Annotated in this window: 21 protein-coding genes; 9 read left to right on the top strand and 12 right to left on the bottom strand. The window is 64.5% G+C overall.

The genetic code is table 11. The features are described from left to right. Window positions 1-9: 9 nt before the first annotated feature. From dxs to D0Z70_RS08490, 5 genes are read right to left on the bottom strand one after another with little or no spacing between them, the layout of a single operon-like run. On the bottom strand, window positions 10-1,938 hold the full coding sequence (dxs, locus tag D0Z70_RS08510; RefSeq protein WP_220475636.1) for a 1-deoxy-D-xylulose-5-phosphate synthase: 1,929 nt from the start codon (window positions 1,936-1,938) through the stop codon (window positions 10-12). A 49-nt stretch (window positions 1,939-1,987) separates the two neighbouring features. Continuing rightward, window positions 1,988-2,455: a Fur family transcriptional regulator gene (locus D0Z70_RS08505; RefSeq protein WP_119745345.1), complete on the bottom strand. Its 468-nt coding sequence runs from the start codon at window positions 2,453-2,455 to the stop codon at window positions 1,988-1,990. A 44-nt stretch (window positions 2,456-2,499) separates the two neighbouring features. Further along, window positions 2,500-2,826, bottom strand: coding sequence for a DUF423 domain-containing protein (locus D0Z70_RS08500; protein ID WP_119745343.1), 327 nt, complete (start codon window positions 2,824-2,826; stop codon window positions 2,500-2,502). Continuing rightward, window positions 2,823-4,640: a cation:proton antiporter domain-containing protein gene (locus D0Z70_RS08495; RefSeq protein WP_119745341.1), complete on the bottom strand. Its 1,818-nt coding sequence runs from the start codon at window positions 4,638-4,640 to the stop codon at window positions 2,823-2,825. The genes D0Z70_RS08500 and D0Z70_RS08495 overlap by 4 nt, the downstream gene beginning before the upstream one ends. Then, on the bottom strand, window positions 4,640-5,062 hold the full coding sequence (locus D0Z70_RS08490; RefSeq protein ID WP_119745339.1) for an iron-sulfur cluster assembly scaffold protein: 423 nt from the start codon (window positions 5,060-5,062) through the stop codon (window positions 4,640-4,642). Before D0Z70_RS08490 ends, D0Z70_RS08495 begins: the two co-directional genes overlap by 1 nt. A 194-nt stretch (window positions 5,063-5,256) precedes the next feature. Here D0Z70_RS08490 and D0Z70_RS08485 point away from each other — a divergent pair, with 194 nt between their 5' ends. Next, window positions 5,257-5,706 carry a YaiI/YqxD family protein gene (locus tag D0Z70_RS08485; RefSeq protein WP_119745337.1) on the top strand — a complete coding sequence of 150 codons (450 nt, stop codon included), beginning with the start codon at window positions 5,257-5,259 and terminating at the stop codon, window positions 5,704-5,706. Then, a complete protein-coding gene (locus tag D0Z70_RS08480) occupies window positions 5,706-6,878 on the top strand; it encodes a BaiN/RdsA family NAD(P)/FAD-dependent oxidoreductase (protein WP_119745335.1) in 1,173 nt (390 codons plus the stop codon). Before D0Z70_RS08485 ends, D0Z70_RS08480 begins: the two co-directional genes overlap by 1 nt. A gap of 108 nt (window positions 6,879-6,986) precedes the next feature. Here D0Z70_RS08480 and D0Z70_RS08475 read toward each other — a convergent pair whose 3' ends face one another. Then, the gene (locus tag D0Z70_RS08475; protein ID WP_119745333.1) at window positions 6,987-9,041 is read right to left on the bottom strand and encodes a transglycosylase domain-containing protein; all 2,055 of its coding nucleotides are present in this window, start codon (window positions 9,039-9,041) and stop codon (window positions 6,987-6,989) included. Window positions 9,042-9,149: 108 nt separating this feature from the next. On the opposite strand from D0Z70_RS08475, the gene D0Z70_RS08470 reads away from it, so the two are divergent. Then, on the top strand, window positions 9,150-9,347 hold the full coding sequence (locus D0Z70_RS08470) for a hypothetical protein (RefSeq protein ID WP_119745331.1): 198 nt from the start codon (window positions 9,150-9,152) through the stop codon (window positions 9,345-9,347). A gap of 5 nt (window positions 9,348-9,352) precedes the next feature. On the opposite strand, the gene D0Z70_RS08465 is transcribed toward D0Z70_RS08470, so the two are convergent. After that, window positions 9,353-10,663 carry an MFS transporter gene (locus D0Z70_RS08465; RefSeq protein ID WP_119745329.1) on the bottom strand — a complete coding sequence of 437 codons (1,311 nt, stop codon included), beginning with the start codon at window positions 10,661-10,663 and terminating at the stop codon, window positions 9,353-9,355. Between the two features lie 132 nt (window positions 10,664-10,795). On the opposite strand from D0Z70_RS08465, the gene pgsA reads away from it, so the two are divergent. Genes pgsA through D0Z70_RS08450 form a run of 3 tightly spaced genes read left to right on the top strand, consistent with a single transcriptional unit; the run spans window position 10,796 to window position 12,069 of the window. Continuing rightward, window positions 10,796-11,359: a CDP-diacylglycerol--glycerol-3-phosphate 3-phosphatidyltransferase gene (pgsA, locus tag D0Z70_RS08460; RefSeq protein ID WP_119745326.1), complete on the top strand. Its 564-nt coding sequence runs from the start codon at window positions 10,796-10,798 to the stop codon at window positions 11,357-11,359. Window positions 11,360-11,362: 3 nt separating this feature from the next. Then, window positions 11,363-11,623, top strand: coding sequence for a molybdopterin converting factor subunit 1 (gene moaD, locus D0Z70_RS08455; protein WP_119745324.1), 261 nt, complete (start codon window positions 11,363-11,365; stop codon window positions 11,621-11,623). After that, window positions 11,620-12,069, top strand: coding sequence for a molybdenum cofactor biosynthesis protein MoaE (locus D0Z70_RS08450; protein ID WP_119745322.1), 450 nt, complete (start codon window positions 11,620-11,622; stop codon window positions 12,067-12,069). Before moaD ends, D0Z70_RS08450 begins: the two co-directional genes overlap by 4 nt. Window positions 12,070-12,282: 213 nt before the next feature. On the opposite strand, the gene D0Z70_RS08445 is transcribed toward D0Z70_RS08450, so the two are convergent. After that, on the bottom strand, window positions 12,283-13,212 hold the full coding sequence (locus tag D0Z70_RS08445) for a hydrogen peroxide-inducible genes activator (RefSeq protein WP_119745320.1): 930 nt from the start codon (window positions 13,210-13,212) through the stop codon (window positions 12,283-12,285). 39 nt (window positions 13,213-13,251) lie between these two features. Then, entirely contained in the window at window positions 13,252-14,025 is a 774-nt protein-coding gene (locus D0Z70_RS08440; protein WP_119745318.1) for a sulfite exporter TauE/SafE family protein, read from the bottom strand. Window positions 14,026-14,213: 188 nt separating this feature from the next. Here D0Z70_RS08440 and epsC point away from each other — a divergent pair, with 188 nt between their 5' ends. After that, the gene (epsC, locus tag D0Z70_RS08435; protein ID WP_119745693.1) at window positions 14,214-14,930 is read left to right on the top strand and encodes a serine O-acetyltransferase EpsC; all 717 of its coding nucleotides are present in this window, start codon (window positions 14,214-14,216) and stop codon (window positions 14,928-14,930) included. Further along, window positions 14,930-15,268, top strand: coding sequence for a DUF2794 domain-containing protein (locus D0Z70_RS08430; protein ID WP_119745316.1), 339 nt, complete (start codon window positions 14,930-14,932; stop codon window positions 15,266-15,268). Before epsC ends, D0Z70_RS08430 begins: the two co-directional genes overlap by 1 nt. A gap of 382 nt (window positions 15,269-15,650) precedes the next feature. On the opposite strand, the gene D0Z70_RS08425 is transcribed toward D0Z70_RS08430, so the two are convergent. Continuing rightward, window positions 15,651-16,709 (bottom strand): hypothetical protein, encoded by a 1,059-nt coding sequence (locus D0Z70_RS08425; RefSeq protein WP_119745314.1) that lies wholly within the window; start codon window positions 16,707-16,709, stop codon window positions 15,651-15,653. A 138-nt stretch (window positions 16,710-16,847) separates the two neighbouring features. Between D0Z70_RS08425 and D0Z70_RS08420 the strand changes: the two genes are divergently transcribed. Further along, entirely contained in the window at window positions 16,848-17,777 is a 930-nt protein-coding gene (locus tag D0Z70_RS08420; protein ID WP_119745312.1) for an NAD(P)H-dependent flavin oxidoreductase, read from the top strand. A gap of 204 nt (window positions 17,778-17,981) precedes the next feature. Here D0Z70_RS08420 and D0Z70_RS08415 read toward each other — a convergent pair whose 3' ends face one another. Both D0Z70_RS08415 and D0Z70_RS08410 read right to left on the bottom strand, forming a co-directional pair. Next, window positions 17,982-18,860, bottom strand: a complete 879-nt coding sequence (locus tag D0Z70_RS08415; protein ID WP_119745310.1) for an alpha/beta fold hydrolase — start codon at window positions 18,858-18,860, stop codon at window positions 17,982-17,984. A 78-nt stretch (window positions 18,861-18,938) separates the two neighbouring features. Next, on the bottom strand, window positions 18,939-20,900 hold the full coding sequence (locus D0Z70_RS08410) for a hybrid sensor histidine kinase/response regulator (RefSeq protein ID WP_119745308.1): 1,962 nt from the start codon (window positions 20,898-20,900) through the stop codon (window positions 18,939-18,941). Between the last annotated feature and the right edge of the window lie 145 nt (window positions 20,901-21,045).

The raw sequence follows: 21,045 nt of genomic DNA, 5'->3' as shown, positions 1-21,045 counted from the left end.
GGGAGGATTTTACGCCCGCGCTTCCGTCCCGACGCTATTATGCCGCAATGCCGTCAGCACAGTGTCGATGATGGCATCCGCGTCCAGACGGGCGTCGGCATATTGTTTTTCGGGCTTGTCCTGATCCTGAAACACGTCCGGCAGGCGCAGGGTGCGTAGTTTCAGGCCGTTGTCGATAAGGCCCAGGTCGCTGGCCAGCGTCAGCACATGGGCGCCGAGGCCGCCGATCGCGCCTTCCTCTATCGTCACGGCGACTTCGTGGGTGGTGAGCAGGCGGCGGATCATGGCTTCGTCGAGCGGCTTGGCGAAGCGCAGGTCGGCGACGGTGGTGGACAGGCCACGGGCTTCCAGCGCTTCGGCGGCTTTCAGCGCTTCCTCCAGCCGGGTGCCGAGCGAGAGGATGGCGACCTGCCGCCCGTCGCGCACGATGCGGCCCTTGCCGATTTCAAGGCGCTCAGGGACGACAGGCATATCGACGCCGGTGCCGTTGCCGCGCGGGTAGCGTAACGCGATCGGACCGCTGTCGTGGCAGGCGGCGGTATGGGTCATGTGGACCAGTTCCGCCTCGTCCGCTGCCGCCATCACCACCATATTGGGCAGGGTGGCGAGATAGGTGACGTCGAAACTGCCCGCATGGGTCGATCCGTCCGCGCCGACGAGACCCGCCCGGTCGATCGCGAATCGCACCGGCAGGTTCTGGATCGCGACGTCATGGACAACCTGATCATAGGCGCGTTGCAGGAAGGTCGAATAGATCGCGCAGAAGGGCCGCATTCCTTGCGCGGCGAGGCCGGCGGCGAAGGTGACGGCATGTTGTTCGGCGATGCCGACGTCAAAGCAGCGGTCGGGGAAGGCGGTCGCGAATTTGTCGAGACCGGTGCCGGACGGCATGGCGGCGGTGATGGCGCAGACGGTCGGATCGCGCTGTGCCTCGGCGATCAGCGCCTGGGCAAAGACATTGGTGTAGCTGGGCGGGCCGGGGGGAGCCTTGGCCTGGGTGCCGGTGATGACGTCGAATTTCTGGACGCCATGATATTTGTCGTCGGCCGCTTCGGCGGGACCATAGCCCTTGCCCTTTTGCGTGACGACATGGATCAGGCACGGCCCTTCGGCAGCGTCGCGGACATTTTCCAGCACCGGGATCAGCTGGTCGAGATTATGACCATCGACCGGGCCGACATAATAGAAGCCCAATTCCTCGAACAAGGTGCCGCCCATCGCCATACCGCGGGCAAATTCGTCGGTCTTGCGCGCGGCATTGTGGAGCGGGCGGGGCAGCTTGCGCGCCAGTCGCTTGGCAAGATCGCGCAGGCCCAGAAATTCGCGGCTGGACACGAGCCGCGCGAGATAGCCCGACAGGCCACCGACGGGCGGGGCGATCGACATGTCATTGTCGTTCAGAATGACGATCAGGCGATTGCCCGCCGCCTGTGCATTGTTCATCGCCTCATAGGCCATGCCCGCCGACATGGCGCCATCGCCGATGACGGCGATGCCCTTGCCTGGCTGATCCTGCATCTTGTTGGCGATGGCAAAGCCCAGAGCCGCGCTGATCGATGTGGAGCTGTGCGCCGCGCCGAACGGGTCATAATCGGATTCGGACCGCTTGGTGAAGCCCGACAGGCCGCCACCCTGACGCAGGGTGCGGATGCGGTCGCGCCGCCCGGTCAGGATTTTGTGCGGGTAGCATTGATGCCCCACGTCCCAGATCAGCTTGTCGCGGGGCGTGTCGAACACATAATGGATGGCGGTGGTGAGTTCCACGACGCCCAGCCCGGACCCCAGATGGCCACCAGTGACGCCGACGGCGGCGATCACCTCCTGACGCAGTTCGTCGGCGAGCTGCCGCAGCTGCTCCGGCTTGAGGGCGCGCAGGTCGGACGGCCAGATCACCTGGTCGAGCAACGGGGTTTCGGGGCGATCGTTCATGAAAGACATAGACTCGTCAGGGCGCTAGGCCGTTCCGTCACGAAGCGCAACGATCCACTTATGCGGCGCATTTGGCGCATATCCCCAAAATCTCTATCACCGGGCGTTCGGGCCTGAACCCTTCCTGCTCGGCGACGGCGCGGACCTGGTTGGTGACCTTGTCATCATCAAGGTGCGTGGCCTGCTTGCAGGTGCGGCATACCAGGAAGATGCAGTCATGGTGGCAGCCGGGATGGGCATTGGCGATATAGGCGTTGGCGCTTTCGACCCGCATCGCGATATTGTTGGTCACGAACAGGTCAAGGATGCGATAGACGCTGTTGGGCGCGACCCGCTTGCCGCGCGCCTTGGACACGGTATCGGCGATGTCATAGGCCGAAGCGGGCTTTTCCTCCGCCGCCAGCGCATCGAAAATGGCCGCGCGCATCGGCGTCCATTGCTCGCTCTGCGCTTCCAGCGTGACGCGCGCGGCGTCGGCCAGCCGGGTGCCGGTGGGTTCGTGATGATGATGGTGATGGTCGGCCATGACGTCAATCTAGGCCGGGTCAGTGGCGGGGGCAAGGGCGCGCGTCAGCGTTGCCCGAAGGTCCATGCCGCCCACAGCCATCCGGCGATCATCAGCAGCCCGCCGATCGGGGTAATCGCGCCCAGCCATTTGGGAGCGCCCAGCGCCATCGCGTAGAGGGTGAAGGCAAAGATCGCCGCGCCGACCAGCAGGAGCGCCGCCGCGCCGCGCGCCACGCCCATGATCGCCAGCGCGGCGACGGCGTGGATCAGTTGATAGAGGCCGCCGGTGCGCAGCCACTCCATCGCCTTGGGATCGGTAACGCCATGCGCGCCGAACGCGCCCGCGCCGATGGCGAGGGCGGCGGAGAGGGCGGCAAGAATTGCGATCATGGCTTGTCTCCATCGCCACGGGTGAGCAGCCGCATCCCCCGACCAGGGCGATACACCAGATCCTTGGCTGCCAGCAGCGTGCCATGTTCTATCTGGAGCGCGAGGCGCTGCTGATCATTGGCGCGATATTGGCGTTCGACTTCCTCGACCTCTTCCGGCGGGACACCCAGCGCTTCCATTGCCTGCACACCCATGCAGATGGCCGATTCATAGACTTCGCGCACGACCCCGGCCAGATCCATGTCCTGCAAGGCCAGCAACTGCTTGCGGTCGAAGGCGCGGACCATGAGGGCCGCCTGCGGGAAGGCTTCGGCGATCGGCTGGAGCGTGCGGCTGTCGAGCGAGGGATCGTCGATGCAGAAGGCGATCAGCCGGGCTTCGTCGGCACCTGCGCGGTGGAGCAGGTCGATGCGGGTGCCGTCGCCATAATAAACCTTCGTGTCGAACCGCTGCGACACTTCGATCTGGGCGGGCTTCTTGTCGATCGACACGACGGCAAAGCCATGGCCGATCAGCATTTGCGCGACGGTCTGGCCGAAACGGCCATAGCCAACGATAATGGCGGTGCCGCGTGGTGCCTGGTCCGGGCCGGGCAGGTCCGCGCCATCCTTTGGCGCGGCGAATTCGAAACGGCGGGCGAACAGCATCAGGAAGGGCGTCGTCGCCATGGAGAAGGTGACGATGGCGCTGAACAGGCTGGCGGCTTCGGGTGCGATCAGCAGCGCGCCCTGCGCCTGGGCGAACAGGACGAAGCCGAATTCGCCGCCCTGGCTCAGCAACAGGCCAGCACCCAGTGCGGGTCGCCAGTCCATGCCGAACAGGCGCGCGAGGCCCGCGATGATCGCCGCCTTGGTCGCGACCAGGATCAGCGCCATGCCGATGACGAATATTGGATTGGCCGCGACGGTGGCGAGGTCCAGCACCATGCCGACGGCGAGGAAGAAGAGGCCGAGCAGGATCGAGCGGAAGGGCTCGACGTCGGCCTCAATTTCATGCCGATAGGGCGAATCGGCGAGCATGACGCCCGCGACGAAGGCACCCAGAGCGGTCGACAAGTGCAGGCTGTGCATCAGCGCGGCGGCGGCCAGCACGGTGAACAGGCCGACGGTGACGAACAGTTCGCGCTCACCGAAGCGTCCGACGAGGGAGAGGAGCGGGCGCAGGATGAAGCGGCCTGCAAGGACGAGGCCTGCAATCGCGGCGACGGTGTAGGCCGCCGTCATCCATCCCGGTGGTCCGCCCGCGTCAGCCGGATTGCGGGAAAGCGCCGCGACGATGGTGATCAGTGGGACGATCGAAAGATCCTGAAACAGCAGGATCGAGAATATTTTTTCACCAAAGGGCGAATTGATGCGGCCGCTGGATTTGAGGCCCGGCAACACCTGCGCGGTGGAGGAGAGGGCGAGCGGCAGGCCGAGCGCAATCGCCGCGCCCCAGGTGAAGCCGGTGAAATAGAAGATGATCGCGGTGAGGGCGCAGCCGCACAGCACGACTTGCGCCATGCCGAGCGCGAAGATGTCCTTCTTCAGCCGCCAGAGACGGGCGGGATGCAGTTCAAGCCCGACGAGGAAGAGCAGCAGGACGATGCCGATTTCGGCAATGGCGAGCTTCGATTCGCCCCCGCCAACCAGCCCCAGCCCCTGCGGCCCGACCAGCGCCCCCGCGACGAGATAGCCCAGCACCGCGCCAAGCCCGAAGCGGCGGAACAGGATGACGAACAGCAGCGCGGCACCCAGCAGGATGACGCCTTCGGACAGCAATATTTCGGTTGCGCTGATGGTTGGGCCGCTGGCGGGAGCGGTTGGCGTGGCCATCAGGCGTCAGCCATCCGGGCGGCTTCGGCAATGGCTTCAAAGCCCAGGCGGATCGAGGCATGGCGGGCGGGGTAGCCGCGCGCGGGGGCCAGCACGGCAAGGCCGGGCCAGAAATCGAGATCGTCGCTGGCACCGGAAAGATAGGCGGTGAGCCGGTCGCGGGCGTCGGCCAGTTCATCAGCGCTCATGCCGATCGCCTGCGCCGCCATCAAGGACGCGGACGCCTGCCCCAGCGCGCACGCCTTTACGTCCAACCCGATGTCGGCGAGGCGACCGTCGGCCATCGCCACGTCCACCGTCACCCGCGATCCGCAGGTTGGCGACCGCCGCTCGACGCTCGCCTGCGGGGCGGGCAGGCGGTGGTGATGCGGGATGCTGGCGGCGAGCCGCAAAATATCTTTGTTGTACAGGGGGGCGCTCATTGCGTCCCATGTAGGGCAGGATCGCCCTGGGGTGAAGGCGGCGAATGGTCATAGGGGGAAATAATGGGGCGGTGTGTTCCCGCGCAGGCGGGAACCCAGTCCCGCCGTTTGAACCGGGTTCCCGCCTGCGCGGGAACACGCCGCGTACATACTCGCCATTGTGAAGTGCCGCCCCCGCGCTTATCGCGCCATCCATGAAGATTCTGGTCGATGCCGATGCCTGTCCTGTGAAGGACGAGATTTACAAGGTCGCCTTTCGCCATGGCGTGCCGGTGACGATCGTCAGCAACAGCCCGATCCGAATCCCGGCGCATGAATTGCTCGACCGGGTGGTGGTGAGCGATGGGTTCGATGCGGCGGACGACTGGATCGCCGAGCGGGCGGATGCGGGTTCGGTGTGCATCACCGCCGACATATTGCTGGCCGACCGGTGCCTGAAAGCCGGTGCGGTCGTGATTGCGCCCAATGGCAAGCCTTTTACATTGAGTTCCATTGGCGCGGCGATTGCCACGCGGGCGATCATGGCGGATTTGCGGGCCGGGGGTGAGCAGATTGGCGGGCCGCCGCCGTTCGGCAAGAATGACCGGTCGCGATTTCTGTCGGCGCTGGACGAGGCGCTGGTGCGTCTGAAGCGGGGCCGCTGATGGCCGATTGGGACGCGATCGTCCTGGGCGCAGGCGCGGCGGGGATGATGTGCGCGGCGATAGCGGGGCAACGGGGCAAGCGGGTGCTGCTGGTCGATCATGCCGACCAAGTGGGCAAGAAGATCCTGATTTCGGGCGGCGGGCGGTGCAATTTCACCAATGTCGATACGGCGGCGGATCGCTATCTGTCGGCCAATCCGCATTTCGCCAAATCGGCGCTGGGGCGCTATAGCGCGCAGGATTTCATCGCGTTGGTCGATCACTATGGCATCGCCTGGCATGAAAAGACGCTGGGGCAGCTGTTTTGCGACGGGTCCGCGAAACAGATCGTCGCGATGCTGGAGGAGGAATGTGCCAAGGGCGGCGTGACGCTGGCGCTGGGGCAGCCGGTGGCGGATGTGGCACATGGTGATGGGCTGTATCGGGTGACGACGGGCGGGGTGGAGCATCGCGCGCCCGCGCTGGTGCTGGCGACCGGCGGGCCGTCCATCCCGAAGATGGGCGCGACCGGCTTTGCCTATGAGGTCGCGCGGCAATTTGGGCTGTCGATTGTCCAGCCCCGGCCTGCGCTGGTGCCGTTCACGCTGGGGACGGAGGAGGCGCTGTTTCAGGCGCTGTCGGGCGTGTCGGCCGATGTCTCGGTGCGCTGGAACAAGGTGCGTTTTCGCGAGGCGGCTTTGTTTACGCATCGCGGGTTGTCGGGGCCGGCAATGTTGCAGATTTCCTCCTACTGGCAGCATCGCACCCCGATCCATGTCGATTTCCTGCCCGATCATGGGGCGGACTGGCTGATCGAGGCGAAGCGGGAGCGGCCGCGGGCCAGTTTGCGCAAGGTGGTGGCGCAGGCGTTGACCGAGCGGCTGGCCGATGCGCTGCTGGAGCGGGCCGGGGTGCAGGGCGAGATGGGCAGTCTGTCCGACAAGGCGCTGCGGCAGTTGGGCGCGCGGCTGCATGACTGGCCGTTCGAGCCGACAGGGACTGAAGGTTACGCCAAGGCGGAGGTGACGGTCGGCGGGATCGCGACGGCGGGCCTGTCATCGCGGACGATGGAGGCGGCCAAGGTGCCGGGGCTGTACGCGATTGGTGAGGCGGTGGACGTGACCGGGTGGCTGGGCGGCTATAATTTTCAATGGGCGTGGGCCAGTGGCTGGGCGGCTGGGCAGGCGGTTTAGCACATATACTCGTCATTCCCGCGCAGGCGGGAACCCATGTTTCGTCACACGACTAGATCGCCGGTGGCAAGGTGGGTCTCCGCCTGCGCGGAGATGACGGGTGTTGGGTTAAGGCCCACCATCCTCACCCTCTGGCGGTTGCGTGGGCGCGATGCGGGGTGGGGCTGTGTCGGCCGGCGGGGCGGGCTGATCGGTGGGCAGGCGGATTTGGGCCGGGCCGATATTTACCGTCATGCCGCCTTCGTCGACACCGAACTGGACATTGCCGATGCCGGTTTCGACGCTGATATTGGCGATGGCGTTGACGAGGTCGGCGTCCTGGGTTTCGACGGGGGCGTCCTCGACCGTTTCGTTGATCGCGCCGCTCATGAAATTGCGCCAGATGCGCGCGGGGATGCCGCCGCCCGCCGCGCCGCCGGGGAGCGGGCTATTGTCGTCATTGCCGATCCAGACGGCGGTGACGAGGCCGCCGGCATAGCCCACGAAGATGGCGTCGCGGCTGTCCTGGGTCGTGCCGGTCTTGCCAAAGGTGCTGGTGCGCAGCGCCGCCGCGCTGCCGGTGCCGCGATTGGCGGCGGAGGAAAGCAGGTCGCGGATCATCGCCAGTTCATCGTCGCCAAAGGAGCGCTGGCGCGCCATCAACTTCTCGAACCAGCCTTGCTCTTCGGGGGGCAGGCCATGGGCGAGGACGGGATAGGCACCTGCCGCGACAGCTGCATAGGCTTCGGCCAGTTCAATCAGCGGAATTTCCGATGTGCCGAGCGCGAGGCTGAGATCTTCGGTCAGGGGCGCGGTGACGCCCAGATCGCGGGCGACCTTGATGACATTGTCGACGCCGACCTTTTGCGTCAGGCGAACCGCGGCGACATTGCTGGAGGCGGCGAAGGCCTGACGCAGGCTGATGCGGCCGCGATATTTGCCGCCATGATTGGCCGGGCGATAGCTGCCGGTGGTGATCGGCGTGTCGTCGATCATATCCTCCGGCGTCATGCCCGCGCGGAAGGCGGCGAGATAGACGAACAGCTTGAAGGTCGATCCGGGCTGGCGCTTGGCCTGCACCGCGCGGTTGAAGCTGCTCTTGGTATAATTTTTCCCGCCGACCATGGCGACGACGCTGCCGTCGGGCTTCATCGCCACAAGCGCCGCCTGCGCCCCGCCCAGCGGCGCACGGCGGATCGCGGCTTCGGCGAGGCGCTGGATGCGCCAGTCGAGCGTGGTGTCGATCTTCTGCTCGCCATAGACAGCGCCTGCCCGGTCGCGCGCCTGGGGCAAGACCCAGTCGGCGAAATAGGTCCCGGTGGTGGCATCGGGGGTTTCGCGGACATTGAGGCGGGCAGGCGAGAGGGCGTTGCGTTCGGCCTGGCTGATATAGCCAGCGTCGACCATCGCCTGCGTCACCAGCGCGGCGCGGGCGCGCGCGCCCTTCAGGTTGCTGGTGGGGGCGAGGCGCGAGGGTGCCTTGAGCAAACCGGCCAGCATCGCGGCCTGCGGGATGGTCAGCCGTTCGGGCGCGCGGTTGAAATAATGGAGCGAGGCGGCGCGCAACCCGTACACATTGTCGCCGAAATAGACGTTGGAGAGATAGCGTTCGAGGATCTGGTCCTTGGTCAGCCAGGCTTCGAGCCAGAAGGCGATCATCGCCTCGCGCGCCTTGCGCCCCATGGTGCGGTCGCTGGAGAGGAACACGCCCTTGGCCAGTTGCTGGGTGATGGTGCTGCCGCCCTGCGACGATCCGTCCGACCAGAGATTGTGCCAGGCGGCGCGGGCGACGCCGCGCGGATCGACGCCCCAATGGCTGTAGAAGCGGCGATCCTCGATCGCCATGAAGGCTTGGGGCACATGGGCGGGCAGCTGGGCGATGGTGACAGGCGTGTCGATCACCGCGCCGCGCCGGGCGATGAGGTGACTGTCCGCCGACATCAGGCTGATGCTGGGCGGCGCGATCGGCCGCAGCGAGCGGGAGAGCGGGGCGGTGACGGCGAGCCAGCCGATCATCAGCATCAGCAGCGCCAGACCCGCCGCGATGATCCAGCCCGCTATCTGCAACCGGCGTCGCCAAGGCGTGGGCGGGGCGAAGGCGCTGGGCGGCCCGGCACCAAATTCGCGCGGGGACAGCGAGGCAGGATCGACGGTGCTGGACGGATCGGTCATCGGTTCAGCCATGCTGTATTATTCGCCTGATACAGTCAAGTCTGTCCCGCACCGGGACAGGCCAATGTTAACCATCTTTCGCGATGGCCCAAATGGTAAATAATGCGTTAACCAGTGGCTATGCGAACACGCCCCCTTGTCCTGACGACCGAATCCGCCCGCCACCCCTTTCGCCAGCGCTTGCCCCAGCATGTGTTGCGCGTCGTAGAGCAGGTGCCTGCGCGCAAGCGAAAGATGGTCGATGACGATAGCGACTGGAAGCTGTTTGGATTGAGCTTCTGCGCCTTCTTCACGGCGTTCTACAGCTTCATTTCCTGAGCGCATCAGGCGCAGACAGGGCCGTCGCACGCTTTGTGCAGTTTCCACGCCAGCCAGGCGCAGGGCAGGCAGAGCAGGGCGACCAGCAATAGCTGCGTTACGACGGACAGCCCAGCGACCGTCAGGCCGATTGCGATGACCGAGCCGACGACCATCATGCCGCTATTGACGATATTATTGGCAGCGACGGTGCGGGCTGCTTCGCATTTTTCGACCGTGGTGGTCAGGAAAGCGTAGAGCGGCACCACGAACATGCCGCCAAAGGTCGCGACGCCCAGCAGGCAGGCGGACAGTGCGATCGCCATGGGATGGGCGAGGAAGTCGGTCAGCGAGAACATCTGCCCGGCGGGCGCGGGTGTCCATAATGCGCACACGACATGGAAGGCGACGATGCACGCGCCCATGCCGATGACCGATGCCGGGGCATATTTGGCCGACACATGGCCGCAGAGCAGCCGGTTGATCGCGACCGATCCGATGGCGATGCCGATCGAGAAAATGCCAAGGAACAGGCTGGCGACCGATTTGTCGGCGGTCAGCACATTTTTGACCAGCGGCGGAAACTGGATGAACAGGATGGAGCCGACCGCCCAGAACAGGCTGATCGACATGATGGCCAGAAAGAGTCGGCGAATGTGCATGGTGCCGCGCACCAGCGTGACGGACGATCGGATGATGTGGAAATCGATCGGCGTGCGTTCCAGCAGCGACGGGGCGGGCGGCACTTCACGGCCCGCGACATAGCCGATCAAGGCGGTGATGACGATGCCGATGGCGGCGATCTCCACCGGGATCAGGCCTGCCAGGATCGTGCCGGCGAGGATCGCGATGTAGGTGCCGGCCTCTACCAGGCCGGTGCCGCCCAGCACTTCTTCATCGTGAAGATGCTGGGGCAGGATGGCATATTTGATCGGGCCGAAGAAGGTGGAGTGGACCCCCATGGCGAACAAAGCGAGCAGCAGCAGCGGGATGGCCAGCGTGTGGATGGCGATGCCACCCCAGATGAGGCCAAGGCCGGTCGCGCCGACCAGCATGATCGCGATTTCCGCGCCCTTGACCCAGCGGATGATGACCGCCTTGTCGCGCTGGTCGGCCAGTTGCCCCGACAGGGCCGACAGCAGGAAGAAGGGCAGGATGAAGATGCCGGTCGCCAGCGCGCTGAACCAGGTTTCGGACCGTTCGTCATTATAGACCTGATAGACGACGAACAGCACCATCGCGTTCTTGAACAGATTGTCGTTGAACGCGCCCAGCAACTGGGTGATGAAAAGCGGCAGAAAACGACGCTTGTTCAGGAGCCTGAGAGAGGCTTGCATGGATGAATCTGGCTTCTTTTCCGTTAGCGACCGGCGCGGGGTCTAGCCGCTGCCGGTGCCGCTGTCCAATCGCGTCACCGCAAACATTCGCCGCGCCTTGTGCGTCGGGCCGGACTGTGGCAGTCGGCGGCGATGCTGACGCTGCCCAATCTGCTCACGCTTTCGCGCATCGTCACGGTGCCGTTGCTGGTTGCCCTGCTGTGGCCTGCGGAAATGGGCGCGCGCTGGATCACCGGCTATGCGCTGGCCTTTGCGCTCTATTGCCTGATGGGCATCACCGATTATTTCGACGGTTATCTGGCCCGTGCGCAGGGCGCGGTGTCGCGGCTGGGCATTTTCCTGGACCCCATCGCCGACAAGATCATGGTGGCCGCCGTCATCCTGATGCTGACCGCAACGCGCGACATTGCGGGCATCCACATCGTTGCCGCGATGATCATCCTGCTGCGCGAGATTGCGGTGTCGGGCCTGCGCGAATTTCTGGCGGGGATTCAGGTGTCGGTGCCGGTGTCGCGACTGGCCAAGTGGAAAACCACCTTCCAGATCATTGCGCTGGGCGCGCTGATCCTGGCGGGGGCGGTGCCGCAATTCCCCTTCGTCCAGGCGGTCGGCATCGTGACGCTGTGGGCTGCTGCGCTGCTGACGCTGATAACCGGCTGGGATTATCTGCGCGTCGGCATAAAGCATATGGATTGAGCGATGGCGGCTCTGACGATCGTCTATTTCGCCTGGGTGCGTGAGCGGATCGGGCTGGATGAGGAGCAGGTGGCGCGGCCTGAGCCGGGCGCGACCGTTGCCGATCTGGTGGCTGAGTTGGCGGCGCGGGGCGGCGGTCATGCCGAGGCGCTGGGGGATACGGCGCGGCTGCGGGCGGCGCTCGACCAACGGTTCGTGCCGCTCGATACGCTGATTGGCGATGCGCGCGAGCTGGCGCTGTTTCCGCCGGTGACCGGGGGATGAAGCGGGTTGCGGTGCAGGCTGGCGACTTCGACGTCGCGGCGGAACTGGCCGCGCTCGAAGCGCTGGGCGGCGGCGGGGTGGCGAGCTTTACCGGCGTGGTGCGCGGTGGCGGCGGGCTGATCGCGCTGGAACTGGAACATTATCCGGCGATGACGCAGGCGCAGGTCGATCGCATCTGTGACGAGGCGATGGCGCGCTGGCCGCTGCTGGGATTGAGCGTCATTCACCGCTTCGGGCGGCTGGAGCCGGGGGCGCGGATCGTGTTCGTGGGCACCGCATCGCGCCATCGCACCGCGGCGCTGGAAAGCTGCGCCTTCCTGATCGACTGGCTGAAATCGGAGGCACCCTTCTGGAAGAAGGAGCATTTTGCGGACGGCGCGACCGGGTGGGTCGAGGCGCTGGCGGAGGATGAAGTGAAGGCGAAGGGATGGAATAGCGACGACTGAACACTGCTGAAAATCGTCCCTTTGCAAAGACGGCTACAGTGCATGACGTTCCGTTATCCCTCCAACGTCATGCTGAACTCGTTTCAGCATCCATCATGCCCCAAAAGCCGCAGTTCGAGACGAGAAATGGATCCTGAAATAAATTCAGGATGACGATGAAGGACGGGGCAGTTTCATATGCGTTAACCCTGCCCTGTGGGGGAGGGTTTTATGCTACGCCGCCTCCACCATCACCGCCGGTGGGTCGGACGCCTCGCGCAATATCCCGGCGAGCAAGTGAAATTCCTTTTCGCGGGGGCTGTTCTTGCGCCAGACCAGGGCGATGTCGCGCCAGGCGCGGTCGGAGCGGAGCGGGCGGGCGACGATCTGGGTATGTTCCAGAATGCCGCTGGTGATCGCCATTTCGGGCAGCATGGTGACGCCCAGGCCATTGTCGACCATCTGGATCAGCGTGTGAAGCGACGTCCCCATCATGATCGCGCTGGCGCGCAATTCGGGGCGGTTGCAGGCGGCCAGCGCATGGTCCTTGAGGCAATGACCATCCTCCAGCAGCAATAATTTGCTCTCGTCGATCATCTCCGGTCCGATCCAGTCGGGCGGGTCGCGCGGATCGTCGCGCGGGAAGGCGACATAGAGGCGGTCCTGAAACAGGATCTCGCTTTCCAGTTCGCCTGTGGGGAAGGGGAGCGCGAGCAGGACGCAATCGACATTGCCGTGGCGCAGCGATTCAAGTCCCGCCGTTGTGGTTTCCTCACGCAGATAGAGTTTGAGTTCGGGGCGGTCGGCGCGCAGTCGGGGGAGGAGGCGCGGCAGCAGGAAGGGGGCGATGGTCGGGATCACGCTCATGCGCAATTCGCCCGACAGCGGCTTGCCCGATGCTTCGGCGATGGCGGAAAGCTCCTCCGCCTCGCGCAGAACCCGGTGCGCCTTTTCCACGATGCGGTCGCCCAGCGCGGTGAAGCGGACGACGCGGCGGGTGCGCTCGACCAGGGTGACGCCCAGCAGCGATTCCAGCTCGCGGATGCCCGCTGACAGGGTGGACTGGGTGACGTAGCAGCTGTCGGCGGCCTTGCCGAAATGACCCTGTTCCTTCAGCGCAACCAGATATTGCAGCTGTTTGAGGGTCGGCATGTAGTTGGACATCTATCGGCTTCCTCGATCAGAAAGCCGAGTATAAGTGCCTTAGCCGATATATCCAAGATATTTGGCAAGGCCGATCATCGAGGTCAGCGTCAGGATGATGCCGACCGCGGTAAACAGCAGGCGGGGCGCGACATGGCGGGCGAGCATCGCGCCGATCGGGGCGGCCAATACGCCGCCGATCAACAGGCCGAGCGTGTAGGTGGTGAAGGCTTCCCAGCCCAGATGAAGGAGGAAGGTGATGCTGATCGAGAGGGTCAGGAAAAATTCGACCGTATTGACCGTGCCGATGGTGTGGCGCGGGCTGGACCCCTGAAGCAGCAGGTTGGACGTCACGATCGGACCCCAGCCGCCGCCACCGGTCGCATCCATGAAGCCACCGGCCAGGCCGAGCGGGGCGACCCATTTGGGGTTCTTCTGCTTTGGCGGCAGGTGAAAGCCGCGCCAGATGAGATAGACGCCGATCGCGGCGAGATAGGCCTGGATATAGGGTTTGACGACCGCGCCATCGATGTTGGACAGGACATAGGCACCGGTCACGCCACCGATGACACCGGGAATGATGAGTTTGGAAAACAGCTTCCAGTCGACATTCTTGTGCAGGATATGGCTGATTGCGGAGACGGCGGTGGTAAAGGTTTCAGCGACATGGACGCTGGCCGAGGCACGGCTGGGCGGCACGCCGAGCGTGAGCAGCAGCGTGCTGGAGATGACGCCATAGGCCATGCCGAGCGCGCCATCGACGATCTGGGCACCAAATCCGACGAGGATGAAGGGCAGGATTTCGCCGAAATGGGCGATGAAAGCGTCGATCATCCGTTGGCCTCTGGTCTGATTGTCTACCGCAATGATTGGTTTATCCGGGGCCGCCAAGCAAGTTTCTGTTTGAGGGCGCGAAGGCGAATTAGCGCTGTCTCTGGAAAAATCGGACCTGTGTTGCTATGTTGGCGCTCAATAGTGTGACAGCGGCGCGAAACCATGCGCGCCCGTTCAGGGACATGTGGATGGTACGCAACCTCATTGCCTATCTTGATTCGGTCAAGTCGCGTGACCCCGCGCCGCGATCACGGGCCGAAATCCTGCTCTATCCGGGCGTCTGGTCGCTGGCCTTTCACCGGGTCGCGCATCGGCTCTACCGGGCGAGGCTCTATTTTCTGGCGCGGGCGGTCAATCATTTCTCGCGCTTCCTGACCGGGAACGATATTCATCCGGGTGCGAAGATCGGCAAGCGTTTCTTCATCGACCATGGTTTTACCGTGGTTGGCGAGACGGCGGAGATTGGCGATGACGTGACGCTCTACCAGAATGTGACGCTGGGCGGGACGGACCCGGCCAATGGCATTGCAGGCAAGCGGCACCCGACACTGCGGGATGGCGTGATCGTCGGATCGGGCGCGCAGGTGCTGGGACCGGTGACGGTCGGCGCGCGGGCGCGGGTCGGGGCCAATGCGGTGGTGACCAAGGATGTGGCCGAGGGCGCGACGATGGTGGGCATCCCCGCGCGCGCGATGCTGGTCGATGTGACCGCCTATCAGCGCGACTTCATGCCCTATGGCACGCCCTGCACCGATTGTTTCGACCCGGAAAAGCAGAAGCTGGAACTGCTCCAGTGCGAGGTCGAGCAGTTGCAGAAGCGGCTGGCTGAACTGATCGCTGAGCAGCAGCGGCCAAAGCTGACCGATGAGGACGCTTCGTTGTTCAAGGCGCGTGACCGGGCCTGATGTCCAATGTGACGCCGTTTCCCAAGGGTGACGCGGGGCAGGTCGGGTTCGACCGGCTGGAATTGCAACGGATCATGGACCTGTATGGCCGGATGGTGTCGGCCGGGCACTGGCGCGACTATGCGATGGATATGGGGCGGGAGGCCGCGATTTTCAGCGCCTTCCGCCGCGCCGCCGAACGCCCCGAATATCGCATCGAAAAGCGTCCGGCGCTGCGCAACCGGCAGGGCATGTGGGCGCTGGTGGGCGAGGGCGGCCATATATTGAAGCGGGGCCAGGAGTTGCAGAACATCCTGGCCCCGGTCGAGCGTAAGTTGTTGCGGATCGTGGAGGGGTAGTAACAGAGGCGCGATGATTGCGCCTTTATCTCCCCTCCCCGGCGGGGAGGGGTAGGGGAGGGGGAGCGAGGCGAAGCCGAGCGTCCACGCTGGCGGCAGTACACCCCCACCCGGCCTCCCCCTCAAGGGCAGGCTATTGCATATGGAACTGCCCCTTCCTTCATCGTCATGCTGAATTCATTTCAGCATCCATTTCTCGTCTCCAGCGGCGGCTTTTGGGGCACGATGGATCCTGAAATAAATTCAGGATGACGTTGCAGGGATAACGAAAAGTCATATGCAATTCCCGTCCCCTCAAGGGGGAGGGGCCTTACAGGTTGCGATCATTGAAGCTTCGCATACATCTTCATTGTTCCTCCCCAGCAAGCTTGGGGAGGATTTTTTACGCCGGGGCGCGGTCCAGATAGGGCAGCTTGTCGGTCAGGACCGGGGGCAGGCCGCTGACCACCAGCGTGCGGGCGTGGTGCCACAGCGCGGAGAGCAGCAGAAGCGAGGAGCCGATCACCAGCGCGGTGAAGGCGGCGGAGAGTTCTACTGCACCCGCCTGCTTGAACAGGGCATAGAGGGCGAAGAGGACATAGGCGAGGCTGGACACCAGCAGCGCGCGCCGGTCGATCGCCAGGGCGACAAGGCCAAAGGCAACATAGAGGGCGATCACCATCACAGCCTTGGCAACGCTGATGTCGTCGCCGTCGAACACGCCCAGCAGATGGAACAGCGAATGGGCGATCATCGGCGCGGCGGTCAGGTGCAGCCAGAAGGCGACGTCCGACCGGCGGGTGATGCGGCTGCGGTCGGACATGTCCCACCACATGGCGAAGGCGAAGATGGCGAGGCCTCCGGCGAGCAGCAGCAGGAAGGGCACGGTATCATTGTCGGGCACCGCTGCGATAACGAGGCCTGCGACGACGCCAGCCGCCGCAGCAGCGCCCGCCGCGACGGTGATCGGCACCATGAAACGCCGCCAGTGCGCGAAGGCCGCCAGCGCGCTGAACGCGGCTACGCCAGACAGGATCAGCGCGCCTACCCGGTCGCCGACATCGGGGAAGAGTTGGGCTGCAAGTGCGCCCAGCGCAAAGGCGACACCGCCGACAAAGCCGGCCAGCAGCAGGATGGAGGGTAGCGCCATGCGCCGCTGACGGGTGAAATATTCGGCCAGCCCCCAGCTGGTCGCGGCGACCAGCAGGCCCGACATCAGCGAGGGATGATGTTCCGCCGCGCCCAGCCGCACGCTGTTGCCCAGCCAGCCGACCGCGACCAGCAGGATGACGCCGGCGATCGACACGAAAATATCATTGAAGCCGGTCAGCAGACGGAAGGATTCTTCATCCACCACCGGGCTGGACCGCAGCCGGGCGACATGATCGCGCAGCGCCTGCGCACTTTGCGCCGGGATGACCCCGGCCGCTACGGCATCCTGTAGATCGCTCTCGCTATACATCGTCCAGCTCCAAAGGACTGTTGATTATGTCCCTTCATAGCATAACTGTGTTATATCATCAATACAGTAGATTTGGCCTTTTTCTGCGGGCCTGCCAGTGATAGCGCGCTTTGAGAGCATCAATGGAGAGCCGCGATCATGACCCTGCCGACATCGCTTCAAGGCCGTTTGTCGTTGCCGCTGATCGGATCGCCCATGTTCATCATATCGCAGCCCGAACTGGTCATCGCCCAGTGCCGCGCGGGCATCGTCGGCGCTTTCCCCTCGCTCAATGCCCGGCCTTCGGGGGTGTTCGAAAGCTGGCTGCAACATTTGCAGGCGGAACTAACCGACAAGGATGCGCCCTTTGCCGTCAACCTGATCGTCCACAAAACCAATCCCCGGCTGGAGGAGGATCTGGCGCTGTGCATCAAATATCGCGTGCCGATCATCATCACGTCGCTGGGCGCGCAGGAAAAGGTGAATGAGGCGATCCACAGCTATGGCGGGATCGTGCTGCACGATATCATCAACGACCGTTTCGCGCGCAAGGCGATAGAGAAGGGCGCTGACGGGCTGATCGCCGTCGCTGCGGGAGCGGGCGGTCATGCGGGGACGCTTTCCCCCTTCGCTTTGGTGCAGGAAATCCGCCAATGGTTCGACGGGCCGCTGGCCCTGTCCGGCTCGATCGCGACGGGCCGTTCGATCGCGGCGGCGCGGATGATGGGGGCGGACCTGGCCTATATGGGGTCACCCTTCATCGCCACGAGCGAGGCCAATGCCGACGCCGCCTACAAGCAGATGATCGTCGACAGCCACGCCGACGACATCGTCTATTCCGACGTGTTCACCGGCGTCCACGGCAATTATCTGCGCCCCAGCATCGTCGCGGCAGGCATGGACCCGGACGCGCTGCCACAAGCGGCGGACATGGATTTCGCCGGTGCGATGTCCGACAAGAAAGCGTGGCGCGACGTGTGGGGATGCGGGCAGGGGATTGGGGCGGTTACGAAGGTGCAGCCTGCTGGCGCGTTTATCGCCGGGCTGAAGGCGGAATATGACGCGGCGGTGTCGGGGTTTGTGGCGTAATCGCATCCTGTCCTGTGAGCCAGAGCTATCGCACATGGAACCGCGCCCATCTTAGCTCGTCACCCTGAACTTGCTTCAGGGTCCATTTCTCGTCACGAGCGGCGGCTTTTGGCGCACGATGGATCCTGAAACAAGTTCAGGATGACGTTGAGAGATTACGAAAAACCATATCCTATTTCCCTGACCACTGGGGAAAGGATACATTCACAAAAACGCGCGCAATTCCGCAATGAAACACGCAAACTGGTCGTGGTGCAGCCAGTGGCCCGCATCGGCAAATTCGACCAGCCGGGCGTTGGTGAAATGGGCGGCGCGCCCGTCCTTGACCGGGTTGGATGCCCAGCTGTCGAGGCCCAGACACAGGAGAGTCGGCGCGGTGATCTGCGCCCAGAAGGCGGGCAGGCCCTCGTCCGACCCGGCCTGGGGCGCCATGCCGTTGAGATAGGGGTCAAATTTCCAGCTATAGCTGCCATCCTCATTGCGATTGACGCCATGGATGGTCAGGTGCAGCGCCTGTTCGAGCGATAGCTGTTCATTGCGTTCGCGCATCCGGCCGACTGCCGCCTCGATCGTGGGATAGCGTTTGGGGGTGCGGCGGGCGCTGGCGCGGCGGGTTTCGATCCAGGCGCGCCAAGCGTCCGGGGCGGTCTCCTCCGCCTTTTCCCTGATCCGGTCGGGGGACAGGCCCAGCCCTTCGATCGCGACGATCTTGTGCACCTTGTCCGGGAACAGCCCGGCATAGCGCAGCGCAATCGACCCGCCGAGAGAATGGGCAACGATCGTCACCGGCGATCGGTCCAGCAAATCGACCAGCTGCGCCAGATCATAGACATAGTTGGTCATCATATAGGCGCCGTCGGCCGACCAGCCGCTGTCGCCATGGCCGCGCAGGTCGGGGGCGACGACATGATAATCCTTCGCCAGCGCCCGCGCCGTCCAGTCCCAGCTACGTGCATGGTCGAAGCCGCCATGGATCAGGATCAGCGTGGGTGCCGACGGATTGCCCCAGTCGAGATAGTGCAGGCGGGTGCGCAGCGACGTGAAGAAATGCGATGTCGGGGTGGGCGCTATCGGCGTGTCCATGCAATCCTACGATTTTGTGGGAATATTTTTCCATTGGCGATGTGCAGGCTGCTGGCAAGCCCCTATCCGCCAAAAGCCTCAATCGCTGCCCGGCGCGACCGTGGCATGGATAACCCTATCGGCGGCGCGCGACACCCGGCTGGCCTGGACGATGCGGGCCAGTTCGGCCTGCTTGAAGGGCTTGTCGAGGCGCGGGCGGGCGCTGGCGTGGGGGGGCAGCTCGGCAAAGCCGGTGATGATGATGACGGGCAGGCCAGGAAAACAGGCCTCTATCGCGTCGGCCAGTTGCGCGCCGGTCATGCCGGGCATCGCATGATCCGTCACCACCAGATCGACCGCGCCCTGTTCCAGCAGGCGCAGCGCGTCGACGGCATTGCTGGCCTGAAACACGGTATGGCCCAGATCCTCCAGCATCCCCGCCGTGTTCATCAACACCAGATCATCATCATCGACCGCCAATATGACCATCGGCGTGTCGAGGCCGTCCACCGCCTCGCTGCGCGCCGGGGCGGCCTCGACCGCATCGGCGCTGGCGACGGGCAGCCACAGGGCGACGCTGGTGCCTACCCCGACCTCGCTCGACAGGGTCAGCGATCCGCCGCATTGCTGGGCAAAGCCATGGACCATCGACAGGCCAAGCCCGGTGCCCTTGCCCACGCCCTTGGTCGTGAAAAAGGGTTCGCGCGCGCGTTGCAGCGTCGCTTCGTCCATCCCTTCGCCAGCATCGGTGACGGCCAGGCGGATATAGGCGCCCGGTGCCAGATCGGGCCGCTCGCCTGAATCGACCGTGATTTCTGCTGCCTCGACAATGATCAGCCCGCCGCCCGGCATCGCGTCGCGGGCGTTGACCGCCAGGTTCAGCAGCGCCAGTTCCAGCTGCGCCGGATCGGCATGGGCGGCGGCCAGGGCGATCGGGAAGCGGGTTTCGATGGCTATGCCCGACCCCAAAGTCGTCTGGAGCAGATCGGCCATGTCGCGCACCAGCCCGATGCAATCGACGCTTTGCAGTTTTAGTTCCTGTTTGCGGGCAAAGGCCAGCATCCGCTGCGTCAGCGTCGCGCCGCGTTCCGCCGCCGCCATCGCATTGTCGAGATAGCGGCTGATGTCCGCGCCGCTGCCCATGCGTTGCCGCGCCAGATCGAGACTGCCGACGATCACCGCCAGCAGATTGTTGAAATCATGCGCGACCCCGCCGGTCAGCTTGCCGATCGCGTCCATCTTCTGCGTCTGGACGATGGCGTCACGCGCCTCGTCCAGCGCACGTTGCGATTCGCGTCGTTCGGTCAGGTCGCGGGTGATCTTGGCAAAGCCCAGCAACTGCCCGTCGGAATCGCGGATCGGGTCGATCACGACATTGGCCCAGAAACGGGTGCCGTCCTTGCGGATGCGCCAGCCTTCGGCCTCGAACCGGCCCTCGGTTTCGGCGGTGTGGAGCGCGCGGGAGGGGAGGCCCGCGATGCGGTCCTCCTCGCTGTAGAAGCGGGCGAAATTCTGCCCGACAATCTCGTCCGCGCGATAGCCCTTGAAGCGTTCGGCCCCCCGGTTCCAGCTCGTCACCGTGCCGATGGGGTCCAGTATATAGATGGCATAGTCGGTGACGCTTTCCACCAGCAGACGGAAGCGTTCCTCGCTGTGGCGCAGCGCTTCGCGCGCGGCACGCTGTTCGGACATGTCGCGGGTGATCTTGGCGAAACCCAGCAATTGCCCCTGCGGATCACGGATCGGGTCGATGACGACGCTGGCCCAGAAATGCGTATCATCCTTGCGCACGCGCCAGCCCTCCGCCTCGAACCGGCCATCATGGTCGGCGGTGTAGAGGGCCAGCGCAGGCACGCCGCTCGCCTGATCCTCCGCCGTATAGAAACGGGAAAAATGCTGGCCGATAATCTCGTCCGCTTCATAGCCCTTGAACCGGCGCGCGCCCGCGTTCCAGCTGACGACGATGCCGGTGGGATCGAGCATGTAGACGGCATAATCGGTAATGCTCTGGACCAGCAGTTCAAAGCGGTTGTCGGGACGTCCAGGCGCAGCGCTAATCATCAATTCCCCGAAGGCGGACGTCGGATGGAGTATAGGTGTCCTTGCCAACAGGCAAAACGTTGTTGTCGCACAAACGTTCCCGAATTGATGCAAAACGGGACTTTGTCCGGCCGATGGCTTGACTTGCGCGCGGTCACTCCGCACG

The organism is Sphingobium terrigena (assembly GCF_003591655.1).
GTDB classification, from domain to species: Bacteria; Pseudomonadota; Alphaproteobacteria; order Sphingomonadales; family Sphingomonadaceae; genus Sphingobium; species Sphingobium terrigena.
Note: the sequence above shows the minus strand (reverse complement) of the source record. Positions and strands in the feature narration are given on the sequence as shown.